Genomic DNA, 12,319 nt, shown 5'->3' with positions numbered 1-12,319 from the left:
CCCGCGGGCGGGCTCAGCCCATGGTGGACAGCGCGGCCTCCGCCGTGATCCACAGACCGGGCGAGCCGGCCGCAGAGGGCCCCGGCGGCCACCGCGAGCGCCCCGCCGGTGCCCGGGCGGCGCCGGGCGGCGCGGAAGACGGCGAGCGAGACCGCCGCGACGAGCAGGACGAGAACCGCCGGGAGTGCCAAGGTGCCCCCTGGGGAACGGGACCGGCGCCGGGCCGGCCGGTGATCTGCCCATGGCGCACGGCGCCTTCGGTCCGCGCGCCGCACGGGAAGATGCGCCCCGTCCGCGCGGGGTTGCCCGCCTCAGTGCGAGGCTCGCACCTCGTACGCCGCCACCCTCACCGCCGGGTCGTCCAGGCACGCGCCGGTCGCGAGGTCGAAACGCTGCTTGAGCAGCGGGGACGCGACGAAGGGGCGGCCTCGGTGGGTGCCGGTCAGGCCGCGGGAGAGGACCGCCGCGCCGGTGAACGGGTCGCGGTTGTCGATGGCGTACAGCCGGCCGGTGCGGTCGGTGAAGACGGCGGCCTGGCGCCCGCCGGGGAGCAGGGCGGCCACTCCGCGGCCGGGGAGCAGCGTGCTCAGGCCGCAGACCGGGACCCAGTCCCCGTCCAGGCGGAGCCGGACCTTCGGGCCGGTGGTGTCGAGTGCCGTGGTCGTCACCGGGAGCTTCCTTCCAGGAGGTCGCCGGCCGGTCGCGGAGAGACGGCCGGCAGGGGCAGGGCGGGCTTGATCTGGTCGCGTTCGGGGACGAAGGCGACCACCGGGTCGGGGGTGTTTGGGGCGTTGACGAAGGACACGAACCGGGCGAGCTTCCCGGGGTCGTCCAGGGTCTCGGCCCACTCGTCGCGGTAGTGCGCGACATGGGCGGCCATCAGGGACTCCAGCTCCTCGCAGATGCCGAGCGAGTCGTGCACCACCACGTCCCGTACGTGGTCCAGGCCGCCGGGGATCCGTTCCAGCCAGGCGGAGGTGCGCTCCAGCCTGTCGGCGGTGCGGATGTAGAACATCAGGAACCGGTCGATCAGCCGGACCAGTTCGGCGTCGGACAGGTCCTGGGCGAGCAGGTCGGCGTGGCGCGGGGAGGCGCCGCCGTTGCCGCCGACGTAGAGGTTCCAGCCCTGGGAGGTGGCGATGACGCCGAAGTCCTTGGAGCGGGCCTCCGCGCACTCGCGGGCACAGCCGGAGACCGCCGACTTCAGCTTGTGCGGGGAGCGCAGGCCCCGGTAGCGCAGCTCGAGGCCGATCGCCATGCGCACCGAGTCCTGCACGCCGTAGCGGCACCAGGTCTGCCCCACGCAGGACTTCACGGTCCGCAGCGACTTGCCGTACGCGTGCCCGGACTCGAAGCCGGCGTCCACCAGGCGTGCCCAGATCGGCGGCAGTTGCTCGACGCGGGCGCCGAACATGTCGATGCGCTGGCCGCCGGTGATCTTCGTGTAGAGCCCGAAGTCCCGGGCGATCTCGCCGAGGACGATCAGCTTCTCGGGGGTGATCTCGCCGCCGGGGATGCGCGGGACGACCGAGTACGAGCCGTTGCGCTGGAGGTTGGCCAGGAAGTGGTCGTTGGTGTCCTGGAGCGCGGCCTGCTCGCCGTCCAGGACGTAGCCGCTCGCGCCGATCGCCGGGGCGAGGGAGGCGATGATCGAGCCGACCGCCGGCTTGCACACCTCGCAGCCGTCGCCGCCCCGGGCGTCCTCGCGGCCGTACCGGTCGAGGAGTTCGCGGTAGGACGTGACGCGCAGGGCGAGGACGATCTCGTACAGCTCCTCGCGGCCGAGGGCGAAGCAGCCGCACAGGCCCTTGTCGACCTCGACGCCGCCCGCCTCCAGTTCGGCGGTGACGAGCCGGCCGAGCACGTTCACGCAGGAGCCGCAGCCGGTGCCGGCCCGCGTGCACGTCTTCACCTCGGGCACGGTCGTGCACCCGTGCTCGGTCACCGCGGCGCGGACGGCCCCCTTGGTGACGTTGTGGCAGGAGCAGATCACCGCCTCGTCGGGCAGCGCGGACGGCCCCAGCGCGGCGGGCGCCCCGGCGCCGGCGGGCAGGACGAGGGCCTCCGGCGGGACGGGCGGCACCGTTCCGGTCAGCGCCCGCAGCGTGCCGTACGCCTCCGCGTCCCCGACCAGGACGCCGCCGAGCAGCGTGCCGTCCCGGCCGACGACCAGCTTCTTGTAGAGCCCGGCGCGGGAGTCGGAGTACACGACGTCGAGGCAGCCCTCCGAGGTGCCGTGGGCGTCGCCGAAGGACGCCACGTCCACGCCGAGCAGCTTGAGCTTGGTGGACAGGTCGGCGCCGGTGAAGGCGGCCTGGTCCCCGGCTATGGCGGCCGCGGCCGTCTCGGCCTGCTCGTACCCGGGCGCCACCAGCCCGTACACCCGGCCGTCGGCGGCCAGCGCGCACTCGCCGATGGCGAACACCCGCCGGTCCGCGACCGTACGGCACTGTTCGTCCACGCTGATGCCGCCGCGCTCGCCGACCGGCAGTCCCGAGGCGCGGGCGAGCTGGTCGCGGGGGCGGACACCGGCGCTGAAGACCACGAGGTCGGTGGCGAGTTCCGAGCCGTCCGACAGCTTCATGCCGGTGACGGCGCCGTCCGCGCCGGTCACGATCTCCCGGGTGCCGACGCCCGTGTGCACGGACAGGCCCATCTCCTCGACGGTGCGCAGCAGCGCGGCGCCGCCGCCTTCGTCGACCTGGACGGGCATCAGCCGGGGCGCGAACTCCACGATGTGGGACATGAGCCCGAGGCCCTGGAGCGCGCCCGCCGCCTCCAGCCCGAGGAGCCCGCCGCCGACCACCGCTCCGGTGGTCGCGCCCTTCGCGTACTCCTCGATGGCGAGGAGGTCCTCGATCGTCCGGTAGACGAAGCAGCCCTCGGCGTCCTTGCCGGGGACCGGCGGGACGAACGGGTGGGAGCCGGTGGCCAGCACCAGCACGTCGTAGCCGACGACCAGCCCGGAGCGGGCGGTCACCGTGCGCGCCTCGCGGTCGATCGCCTCCGCCGGGTCGCCGACGCGCAGGTCGATGCCGTGCCGTTCGATGAACGCCATGTCGGTCATCGACAGGTCCTCGGGGGTCTTCCCCGAGAAGTACGAGGTGAGGTGGACGCGGTCGTAGGCGGGGCGCGGTTCCTCGCACAGCACGACGACGCGGTGCGTGGCGGTGAGGCCGCGTTCCGCCAGGGCTTCGAGGAAGCGCTGGCCGACCATGCCGTGGCCGACGAGGACGATCGTGGGGGTGGGCCCCGGGGTGGCGGTCATCAGGAGCCTCCGTCGTTGGTGAGCAGGTGGAGCGGGGGGCCGCCGGCGGACGGGAGCGGCTCCGCTCCCTCCCAGGCGCGGGCGAGCGCGCCGACGGTGCCGAGTTCACCGACCAGCACCCCGCCGACGAGCCGGTCGTCCCGGACGACGACCTTGCGGTAGGTGCCCCGGGTGGCGTCGGCGAGCCGCACGACGTGGTCGCCGGGCCGGGGGTCGGTCTCGCCGAACGCGGCGAGGTCGAAGGGGCGGCCCGGCCCGGTGAGGGTGAGCCGGGTCAGCGAGCGGGTGCCGGTGTAGCGGGCGGTGCCGCTCCCGGCGAGCAGTGCGGCGAGCGCGCCGGCCTGTTCGAGGGCGGGCGCGGCCAGCCCGTACACGCGTCCCGCGTGCTCGGCGCAGTCGCCGACGGCACGGATGTGCGGGTCGCTGGTGCGCAGCTCGTCGTCGACGACGACGCCGGTGCCGACGTCCAGGCCCGCCCGTCGCGCGAGTCCGACGCGCGGGCGGACCCCGCAGGCGAGGACGACCAGGTCGGTGCCGAGGACGTATCCGTCGGCCGGCACCACCGACCGCACCGCCCCGCCGGCCGTGCGCACGTCCCGTATCCGGCACTCCGTGTGCACCTCGACGCCGAGGCCCTCCAGATGGTGCCGGACGAGCGCGGAGGCCGCCGGGTCGAGCCGGCTCTCCATCAGCCGCTCGGCCTGCTGGGCGAGGACGACCCGCGCCCCGCGCACGGCCAGCGCGCGGGCGGCGGAGACCCCGAGGAGCCCGCCCCCGACGACCACCGCCCGCATCCCCGGGCGCACCGCCTCGGACAGTGCCAGGCAGTCGTCCATGGTCCGGAAGGCGTGGACGCCCTCGGGCAGCTCGCGCTCCGCCGTGAACAGGCCGCGCAGGGGCGGCAGTACGGCGTTGGAGCCGGTGGCCAGGACGAGCGTGCCGTAGGCGATCAGCGTGCCGTCGGCGCAGCGCACCGTCCGCCGGTCCCGGTCGATGGCGGTGACCCGGGCGCGGGTCAGCGCCGCGGGCGCCGGCAGGGCGGTGACCTCGGGGCCGAACCGTCCGGCTAGCACCTCGGCCAGCAGCACCCGGTTGTACGGGCGGTGCTCCTCGTCGCCGACCACCAGGGCGGGCGTGCCCAGCTCGCCGAGCCGGCGGGCGAGGGTCACGCCCGCGAGCCCGGCGCCGATCACCACCACACGCGCTGTCGAGGTCATGGCACGAGCGTGCGGCGCGGGTGTTTCCCGGCGGCATCCCCGCTGTTTCCCGCGGGGAACGCTGCCCTCAGCGGGGGCGGGGGGCGGATGTGAGGCGTATACGAGCAGGCCAGGGGGCCGGAGGTGAGCACGCCAGGGGGCGGGTCGCGAGCAGGGCGGGGGAACCTCAGAAGTCCCTCATCTCGATGGACGGGGCACCTGTCACGTCCATAGGGTCATGATCATGCCCGACATATCGCTGACCGTGGTGGTCCTGCTCTGCCTCGCGGCCTTCGCGGCCGGCTGGATCGACGCCGTGGTCGGCGGCGGCGGGCTCCTGCTGCTGCCCGCGCTGCTGCTCGGGCTGCCCTCCGGCACCCCGGCCGCGCACGCGCTGGGCACCAACAAGGCGGTCGCCATCGTCGGCACCACGGGGGCGGCGGTGACGTACGCCCGCAAGGCCCCGGTGGACGTCCGCACCGCCGTGCGCATCGGGCTCGCGGCCCTCGCCGGATCGTCCGGCGGGGCGTTCTTCGCGGCGGGGATGAGCACCGAGGTGCTCAAGCCGGTGATCATGGTGGTGCTGCTCGCCGTCGCGGCCTTCGTGATCCTGCGCCCCGCTTTCGGCACCGCCCCCGCCCCCGGCCCGGCCACCCGCCGCCAGATCCTCGCCGCGATCGGCCTCGCGGGCCTCGGCATCGGCTTCTACGACGGCCTGATCGGCCCCGGCACGGGCACGTTCCTGGTGCTGGCGCTGACCGCCGTGCTCCACCTCGACCTGGTGACGGCCTCCGCCACCGCCAAGATCGTCAACTGCTGCACCAACGCGGGCGCCCTCGCCACCTTCGCCTGGCAGGGCGCGGTGCTGTGGCAACTGGCCGTCCTGATGGCCGTCTTCAACCTGGCGGGCGGCACCCTCGGCGCGCACACGGCCCTCAAGAAGGGCAGCGGCTTCGTGCGCGTCGTGCTGCTGACGGTGGTGTTCGCGCTGGTGGCGAACATGGCGTACGAGCAGTGGGTGGCGTAGGCCGCCCCGCCGGACCCGGGCGGCCCGGGAGACTCACCGGCTGCCGGTCAGATGGGCGAAGACGACCACGTTGCCCTGGTAGCCGGTGGAGCGCGAGTAGCCGCCGCCGCAGGTGATGACCCGCAGTTCGGGGCGGTCGGCCGCGCCGTACACCTTCGCGTCGGGGAAGTCCTTCGCGGCGTACACCTCCACGGCGTCCACCGTGAACACCGCCACGCCGCCGTCGCGCCGGTCGACCTCGATCACGGCGCCCTTCTTCAGCGCGCCGAGCCGGTAGAAGACGGCGGGGCCGCGCGCGTTGTCGACGTGCCCGGCGACGATCGCGGTGCCCCTCTCGCCGGGCGTGGTGCCGGCCTCGTACCAGCCGGCCAGGTTCTCGTCCTCCGCGGGCGGCACGTCGAGGCTGCCGGTCTCCGTCAGCCCGAGGCCCGTCATCGGGGCGTCCACACCGATCGCCGGGATGCGGACGCGGTCCGGCGGGGAGGGCGGCAGCGCCGGTGCGGCGGCGCCCCGGCCGGTCTGCGCGGTGCGGGCCTGCGCGGCCGACGGCTGCGGCGGGGCCTTCGCGCCGGTGCCGCCGGCGAGCAGCCACGCCCCGGTGCACAGGGCGACCGCCGTCACGGCCGCTATCGCGGTGTCGCCGACCCTGCGCATGACGTCCCCTCTCCCTCGGAAACCCCGGCCCCCTCCGGGCCGCGAGGGGCATCGGACCCGGAGGGGGTGGGGAAGTGCGGTACCGGCGGACGGGCAGCGGAGGGTGCCCGTCAGATCCCGTCGCCTCTCGCCCGGCGATGCAGGAGCCAGGTACCGCCCGCGGCGGCGACGGCGAGAGCCGCCACACCGGCCGCGGTCTGCACGGGATCGGGGCCGAGTGCGCCGCCGACCCCCGTCTTGACGCTTCCTCTGGGGTGCACCTGCTCGCGCGCGGCGGTCAGCGTGACCACCAGGTCGCCCGCGACCCGCCGGTCGTCCCCCGCACAGGTGACGACGATCTCGTACGTCCCCGGCTGCGCGCCCGGGGGCACGTCGAACCGCCCGACCGCCTCGTCGCCGGGGGTGTCCGGCGCCAGCGGGAAACGGCCCGCGCCCACCGCGCTGGCGTCCCCCGCGCCCGAACCGTCCTCGCCGCACGCCGCCGTCGTCACCGTGGCCTCGTCGCCCGGCACGACCGAGGAGGGGAAGACCTCCAGCGTGCCGGCGGCCGAGGTGTCCCGGGCCTGCGCGGGCCCCGCGGTGGTGAGACCCGCGGCCGCGACGGCCAGCGCGGTACCGGTCAGCAGGCGGGCGGTACGTCGCATCGGTGCTCCTTGTTCGGTGGCCCCTGCCCTACCGAGGTAACTGGCACCGGACGCGGCCCGCTCCCCGAGCGGGCGCCGCGAATGGGATGAACGGGTGTCACCGCCCGGCCCCGCCCGCTCGTCCGCGACGGCGTTTTTGCAGGTCACCGGGGGCGTGCGGGGCGTCAGGGGAAAAGATGCCGAAGGGCACGGGGCGGAGGTGTGAACGGGTGACCGGCGCCCCCGAACGGCCCCGGCGGCCCCGCGCTTGACCTCAAGTAAAGTCGAGGTACCAGGCTGTCCCGCATGAACACGACGCCCTCTCCGCTCCACGTGACCCTGATCGTCGGCAGCAACCGGCACGGCCGCTTCGGTCCCGTCGTCGCCGACTGGCTCCTGGACCGCCTCCGCAGACGCGACGACCTGGTCCCCGAGGTCGTGGACGTGGCCGCGGCCGACCTGCCCACGTCCTTCGCCCGGACCCCGGAGGCGACCGCCGCCCTCGCGGAGATCACCCCCCGGCTGGCGCGCGCCGACGCGTTCGTCGTCCTCACCCCCGAGTACAACCACTCCTTCCCGGCCGGCCTGAAGAACCTCATCGACTGGCACTACGCCGAGTGGCGCGCCAAGCCCGTCGGCCTCGTCTCCTACGGCGGCCTGGCCGGCGGCCTGCGCGCCACGGAGCACCTGCGCCAGGTCTTCGCCGAACTCCACGCCGTCACCGTCCGGGACACGGTCTCCTTCCACAACGCGGGCGCGTCCTTCGACGACGAGGGCGCCCTCACGGACCCCACCGGCCCGGACGCGGCGGTCAAGACGATGCTGGACGAAGTGGTGTGGTGGGGCAGGGCCCTGCGCGAGGCGAAGGAGAAGCGCCCCTACGACGACGTGTGAGCGCCCTCGGGCACCGCCCCCGACGCGGGGGACAATGCCTGCCGTGGACGCTGTGACCCCGCCGTTCTTCGTGTACGGCACCCTCCGGCCCGGTGGCCCCAACCACGACCGGTTCCTGCGCGGGCGGACCGACGCGGAGGAGCCGGCCCGGCTCGGGGGTGCCGTGCTCTTCGACGGGCCCGGCTTCCCGTACGCCGTCGAGGAGGCCGGCGGGGTGGTGCGCGGGGAGCTGGTCACCGTCCGGGCCCAGGTGTACGGCGACCTGCTGGACGCGCTCGACCGGCTGGAGGAGTACGTGCCCGGGGACCCGCGCAGCCTCTACCACCGCGTGGAGAGGGACGTCGTGCGGGACGCCGACGGGGTGCCCGTCCGGGCCTGGGTGTACCTCGCCGCCCCCGCCGTCGCCGCCCGGCTGCGGGCGCGCGGCGTCCGCATCGCCGGCGGCGACTGGTGGGGGAGGGCCGGTGCCCGTCCGGACCTGTCGGCGCCGGGCCCCTCGGCCGCTACGGCTCCACCGGCCCCGCCGCCTCCAGCCGCACCGCGCACACCTTGAACTCCGGCATCCGCGACGTCGGGTCCAGCGCCGGGTTGGTGAGGGTGTTCGCGCGGCCCTCGCCGGGCCAGTGGAAGGGCATGAACACGGTGTCGGGACGGATGGCGGTGGTGATGCGGGCCGGGGCCACCGCGCGGCCCCGCCGGGAGACGACGGCCAGCGGGTCGCCCTCGGCCGCGCCGAGCCGGGCCGCGAGGCGCGGGTGCAGTTCCACGAAGGGGCCGGGCGCGGCGGCGTTCAGCTCGGCGACCCGCCGGGTCTGCGCGCCGGACTGGTACTGCGCCACGACGCGCCCCGTCGTCAGCAGCACGGGGTACTCGTCGTCGGGCTCCTCGGCGCTCGGGCGGTGCGTCACGGGGACGAAGCGGGCCCGGCCGTCGTCGGTGGCGAAGCGGTCCAGGAACAGGCGCGGGGTGCCCGGGTGGGCGTCCGCCCCAAGGGCCCCGTCCCGCGCCGGGCACGGCCAGAACACCCCGCCCTCCCGCGCGAGCCGCCGGTAGCTGATCCCCGAGTAGTCCGCGGGCCCGCCCGCGCTCGCCCGGCGCAGCTCCTCGAACACCTCCTCCGGATCGGCCGGGAAACCCCTGTCCACACCGAGCCGGCCGGCCAGGTCACGCAGCACCTCCAGGTCGCCGCGCACCCCGTCCGGCGGCGTGAGCGCGCGCCGCCGCAGCAGCACCCGCCCCTCCAGGCTGGTCGTGGTCCCCGTCTCCTCCGCCCACTGCGTCACCGGCAGCACCACGTCCGCCAGCGCCGCCGTCTCCGACAGCACCACGTCGCACACGGCCAGGAAGCCCAACGACCGCAGCCGTCCCTCGACATGGGCGGCGCGCGGCGCCGACACCACCGGGTTGGAGCCCATCACCAGCAGCGACCTGATCTCCGTTCCCAGCGCGTCCAGCAGCTCGTACGCGCTGCGCCCCGGTCCCGGCAGCGCGTCCGGGTCCACGCCCCACACCCCGGCGACGTGCCGCCGCGCCGCCGGGTCGGTCAGCTTGCGGTAGCCCGGCAACTGGTCGGCTTTCTGCCCGTGTTCGCGCCCGCCCTGCCCGTTGCCCTGACCGGTCAGGCAGCCGTACCCGGACAGGGGCCGCCCGGCCCGCCCGGTCGCCAGGCACAGGTTGATCCACGCGCCCACCGTGTCGGTGCCCTTCGCCTGCTGCTCCGGCCCGCGCGCGGTGAGCACCATCGCGGCCCGAGGCGCGCAGAACAGCCTCACGGCCTCCCGGAGTTCGGGCACGGAAACCCCCGTGATCCGCTCCACGTACTCCGGCCAGTGCGCCATCGCCGCCGCCCGCGCCTCCTCCCAGCCGGACGTGCGCTCCTCGACGTAGGCCCCGTCCACCCGCCCCTCGGCGACGACCAGGTGCAGCATGCCCAGCGCGAGGGCCAGGTCGGTGCCGGGCCGGGGCGCCAGGTGCAGGTCGGCCTGCTCGGCCGTGCGCGTGCGGCGCGGGTCGACGACGATCAGCGTGCCGCCGTTCTCGCGCAGCTCGTGGAAGTACCGCAGCGCCGGCGGCATCGTCTCCGCCGGGTTGGACCCGACGAGGATCACGCACCCGGTCCTCGGGATGTCCTCCAGCGGGAACGGCAGCCCGCGGTCCAGCCCGAACGCCTTCGTGCCGGCCGCCGCGGCCGACGACATGCAGAACCGCCCGTTGTAGTCGATCTGCGAGGTGCCCAGCACCACCCGGGCGAACTTGCCCAGCGCGTACGCCTTCTCGTTGGTGAGCCCGCCCCCGCCGAACACCCCGAGCGCGTCCGCGCCGTACTCCTCCCGCGTGCGCGCCAGGTTCCCGGCGATCCGGTCCAGCGCCTCGTCCCACGAGGCCGGCACCAGCTCCCCGGCGCCGGAACGCACCAGCGGCGAGGTCAGCCGGACGCCCGGCGCCAGCACCGCGGCGGCCGTACGCCCCTTGCCGCACAGCGCGCCCCGGTTCACCGGGAAGTCCGCGCGCTCGGTCACCTCGGCGCCCCCGCCGGCGGTGGGCGTCAGATTCATCCCGCACTGCAGCGCGCAGTACGGGCAGTGCGTGGGCGTGGCGGTGTTCTGCATGGCGTCAGCGTGCGCCGCCCGTGTTACGCGACCGGGCGGCGGTCTGTTACACCCCCGGGACGGTGACCTCCCCGCCGCCCGCCGGCCGCGGTGAGGGGCGCCTCATCCCGCGTCGGCCAGCGCCTCGGCCACGCCGGGCTCCTTCGGCCCGAGGAAGCGCGGATCCGGCTCGAACACCGCGTCCAGCGCCGCCTTGCCCGCCGCGAAGACCTCCCGCACGCCCCCGTAGTACCAGGTCGCGTCGTGCCGCTCGTCCACCCCGACGCCGTACGACACCACCCCCGCCTCGCGGCACAGCGCCACCGCCCGCCGGATGTGGAAGCCCTGGCTGATCAGCACGGCCCGGTCCACCCCGAAGATCTTCTTCGCGCGGACGCAGGAGTCCCAGGTGTCGAAGCCCGCGTAGTCGCTGACGATGTGCCCGTCGGGCACCCCGTGGCGGACCAGGTACGCGCGCATCGCGTCCGGCTCGTCGTACTCCTCGCGGCTGTTGTCGCCGGTGACCAGGACCACGTCGATCCGGCCCGCGCGATACAGCTCGGCCGCCGCGTCCAGCCGATGCGCCAGGTACGGCGACGGCTCCCCCTGCCAGAGCCCCGCGCCGAAGACGACGGCGACCTCGGTGCGCGGCACGTCGGCCGTGGTGCGCAGCCGGTCGCCGGTCACCAGGTGCATCCAGGTGGCCGGCAGCAGCGCCAGCACGCACCCGGCCGCCAGTGCCTGGACCAGCCGCCGCTGCCCCCGGCGGGTGCGCGGCAGGCGCGGTCTGCGAGGTCTCCAGCGGCGCATCGGTCGTCCCCTCCCCGGTCGTCTCCTGCCCCCAGGGACGTCCGGGCCCGCCGTCCGGTTCGGCTCCCACCGGGTGACCGGCCTCACGCGCGGTGCGTGCCCGTGTGCCGGCTCCCTCACAGCCACGCACCCGCGCGCCGTGAACCCGTGGAAAAAAGCCGTGACCTCCGCGCAACGGCCGGGCAATCCAGCCCCGCCACGATCACCGCATGACGGCGACGACCCCGACGACCCCGACGCTCGCGACGGCTCCGAGGTCCGTGACGGCCCCGGCGACCGCGACGTCCCCGGCGCCGGTGACGACCGCGACGCCCCCGGGGCCCGCGACAGCCCCGACCTCCGCGACGACCGTGAGGGCTCCGGCGCCTTCGCCGGGTGCGATGACCGCGTCGGCTCCGGCGACCGCGACGCCCCTGACGGTCTTGACCTCCGCGACGCCCCCGGCCACCCCCACGCCCCGAGCGACCGGCACCGTCACCGCGGGCCCAGGTCGCCCGCCCGCCCTCGTCGTCGTCGCCCACGGCAGCCGCGACCGGCGTGCGGTGAGCACCGTACGGGCTCTCCTCGCCCGGGTCCGCGCCCTGCGCCCCGGGCTGGCGGTGCACCTCGGGCACATCGAGCTGAACGCCCCCCTGCTGCCCGACACGCTGGCCGCCCTCGGCGACGGGCCCGCGGTCCTCGTTCCGCTGCTGCTCAGCCACGGCCACCACGCCGAACGGGACATCCCCGGCATGGCGGCCACCTCCCCGGCCCGCACCCGCGTCGCCGCCCCGCTGGGCCCGCACCCGCTGCTCGCGCAGGCCCTGCACGACCGCCTCACCGAGGCCGGCTGGCCCGCCCGCGCCCCCCGGAACGGCGCCGTCGTCCTCGCCTCAGCGGGCTCACGTGCCCCGCGGTCCACGGCCGACACGGCCCGCACGGCCGCGCTCCTCGCCGCCCGCCTCGGCGTCCCGGTGGTCCCCGCGTACGCCTCGGCGGCGAAACCGACGGTGCCGGACGCGATCCGCGCCCTCACCGCCCGGGGCCACCGCCGCATCGCCGTCGCCTCGAACTTCACTGCCCCGGGCCGCTTCGCGACGGAGTGCGCGGCCGCGGCCCCCTGGATCGCGTCCGCCCCCCTGGGCACCCACCCGGCCATGGCCCACCTGCTGCTGCACCGCTACGACCAGGCACGGAGGTCCGGCAGCGGCATGAAGCGCCGGGCGGCGGCAACCCTGTAGGGGGCGGGGCGGCAGCGGCGTGCGGCCCCGCGGCGTGGG

General features: G+C 75.8%; 11 protein-coding genes. 4 read left to right on the top strand and 7 right to left on the bottom strand.

Annotated features, from left to right (window positions below):
- Window positions 1-311: 311 nt before the first annotated feature.
- Genes nirD through ACH499_RS03120 form a run of 3 tightly spaced genes read right to left on the bottom strand, consistent with a single transcriptional unit; the run spans window position 312 to window position 4,485 of the window.
- Window positions 312-668, bottom strand: a complete 357-nt coding sequence (gene nirD, locus ACH499_RS03130) for a nitrite reductase small subunit NirD (protein ID WP_399013509.1) — start codon at window positions 666-668, stop codon at window positions 312-314.
- Window positions 665-3,268 (bottom strand): nitrite reductase large subunit NirB, encoded by a 2,604-nt coding sequence (nirB, locus tag ACH499_RS03125; protein ID WP_399013508.1) that lies wholly within the window; start codon window positions 3,266-3,268, stop codon window positions 665-667. The genes nirD and nirB overlap by 4 nt, the downstream gene beginning before the upstream one ends.
- The gene (locus tag ACH499_RS03120; protein ID WP_399013505.1) at window positions 3,268-4,485 is read right to left on the bottom strand and encodes an NAD(P)/FAD-dependent oxidoreductase; all 1,218 of its coding nucleotides are present in this window, start codon (window positions 4,483-4,485) and stop codon (window positions 3,268-3,270) included. Before ACH499_RS03120 ends, nirB begins: the two co-directional genes overlap by 1 nt.
- A gap of 223 nt (window positions 4,486-4,708) precedes the next feature.
- Between ACH499_RS03120 and ACH499_RS03115 the strand changes: the two genes are divergently transcribed.
- Window positions 4,709-5,491, top strand: a complete 783-nt coding sequence (locus tag ACH499_RS03115) for a TSUP family transporter (protein ID WP_356196937.1) — start codon at window positions 4,709-4,711, stop codon at window positions 5,489-5,491.
- 33 nt (window positions 5,492-5,524) lie between these two features.
- Here the strand turns inward: ACH499_RS03115 and ACH499_RS03110 are convergent, their stop codons facing one another.
- Together ACH499_RS03110 and ACH499_RS03105 are read right to left on the bottom strand one after the other, a co-directional pair.
- Complete coding sequence (locus tag ACH499_RS03110; protein WP_365592036.1) at window positions 5,525-6,145, bottom strand: class F sortase; 621 nt, start codon at window positions 6,143-6,145, stop codon at window positions 5,525-5,527.
- 110 nt (window positions 6,146-6,255) lie between these two features.
- Complete coding sequence (locus ACH499_RS03105; RefSeq protein ID WP_356196942.1) at window positions 6,256-6,789, bottom strand: hypothetical protein; 534 nt, start codon at window positions 6,787-6,789, stop codon at window positions 6,256-6,258.
- Window positions 6,790-7,074: 285 nt separating this feature from the next.
- Here ACH499_RS03105 and ACH499_RS03100 point away from each other — a divergent pair, with 285 nt between their 5' ends.
- Entirely contained in the window at window positions 7,075-7,662 is a 588-nt protein-coding gene (locus ACH499_RS03100) for an NAD(P)H-dependent oxidoreductase (protein WP_356196945.1), read from the top strand.
- Between the two features lie 52 nt (window positions 7,663-7,714).
- Window positions 7,715-8,215 (top strand): gamma-glutamylcyclotransferase family protein, encoded by a 501-nt coding sequence (locus tag ACH499_RS03095; protein WP_399013810.1) that lies wholly within the window; start codon window positions 7,715-7,717, stop codon window positions 8,213-8,215.
- Here ACH499_RS03095 and ACH499_RS03090 read toward each other — a convergent pair.
- Window positions 8,166-10,271: a molybdopterin oxidoreductase family protein gene (locus ACH499_RS03090; RefSeq protein ID WP_399013503.1), complete on the bottom strand. Its 2,106-nt coding sequence runs from the start codon at window positions 10,269-10,271 to the stop codon at window positions 8,166-8,168. The two genes, ACH499_RS03095 and ACH499_RS03090, sit on opposite strands and share 50 nt — an antisense overlap.
- A 102-nt stretch (window positions 10,272-10,373) precedes the next feature.
- Entirely contained in the window at window positions 10,374-11,060 is a 687-nt protein-coding gene (locus ACH499_RS03085; protein WP_399013501.1) for a vancomycin high temperature exclusion protein, read from the bottom strand.
- Window positions 11,061-11,440: 380 nt separating this feature from the next.
- Here ACH499_RS03085 and ACH499_RS03080 point away from each other — a divergent pair, with 380 nt between their 5' ends.
- The gene (locus ACH499_RS03080) at window positions 11,441-12,280 is read left to right on the top strand and encodes a sirohydrochlorin chelatase (RefSeq protein WP_399013499.1); all 840 of its coding nucleotides are present in this window, start codon (window positions 11,441-11,443) and stop codon (window positions 12,278-12,280) included.
- The last annotated feature ends 39 nt before the right edge of the window (window positions 12,281-12,319 follow it).

Source organism: Streptomyces sp. NPDC018947, from assembly GCF_044390505.1.
Lineage (GTDB): Bacteria > Actinomycetota > Actinomycetes > Streptomycetales > Streptomycetaceae > Streptomyces.
The sequence above is the reverse complement of the archived record's forward strand: the minus strand, read 5'-3'. Positions and strand labels throughout refer to the sequence as shown.

What these genes read in the sequence shown, in the direction of transcription:
- ACH499_RS03110 (WP_365592036.1), bottom strand. Translation starts at nt 6,145, where the DNA reads ATGCGCAGGGTCGGCGACACCGCGATAGCGGCCGTGACGGCGGTCGCC.
- nirB (WP_399013508.1), bottom strand. Translation starts at nt 3,268, where the DNA reads ATGACCGCCACCCCGGGGCCCACCCCCACGATCGTCCTCGTCGGCCAC.
- ACH499_RS03085 (WP_399013501.1), bottom strand. Translation starts at nt 11,060, where the DNA reads ATGCGCCGCTGGAGACCTCGCAGACCGCGCCTGCCGCGCACCCGCCGG.
- ACH499_RS03090 (WP_399013503.1), bottom strand. Translation starts at nt 10,271, where the DNA reads ATGCAGAACACCGCCACGCCCACGCACTGCCCGTACTGCGCGCTGCAG.
- ACH499_RS03105 (WP_356196942.1), bottom strand. Translation starts at nt 6,789, where the DNA reads ATGCGACGTACCGCCCGCCTGCTGACCGGTACCGCGCTGGCCGTCGCG.
- ACH499_RS03080 (WP_399013499.1), top strand. Translation starts at nt 11,441, where the DNA reads ATGACCGCGTCGGCTCCGGCGACCGCGACGCCCCTGACGGTCTTGACC.
- ACH499_RS03115 (WP_356196937.1), top strand. Translation starts at nt 4,709, where the DNA reads ATGCCCGACATATCGCTGACCGTGGTGGTCCTGCTCTGCCTCGCGGCC.
- ACH499_RS03100 (WP_356196945.1), top strand. Translation starts at nt 7,075, where the DNA reads ATGAACACGACGCCCTCTCCGCTCCACGTGACCCTGATCGTCGGCAGC.
- ACH499_RS03120 (WP_399013505.1), bottom strand. Translation starts at nt 4,485, where the DNA reads ATGACCTCGACAGCGCGTGTGGTGGTGATCGGCGCCGGGCTCGCGGGC.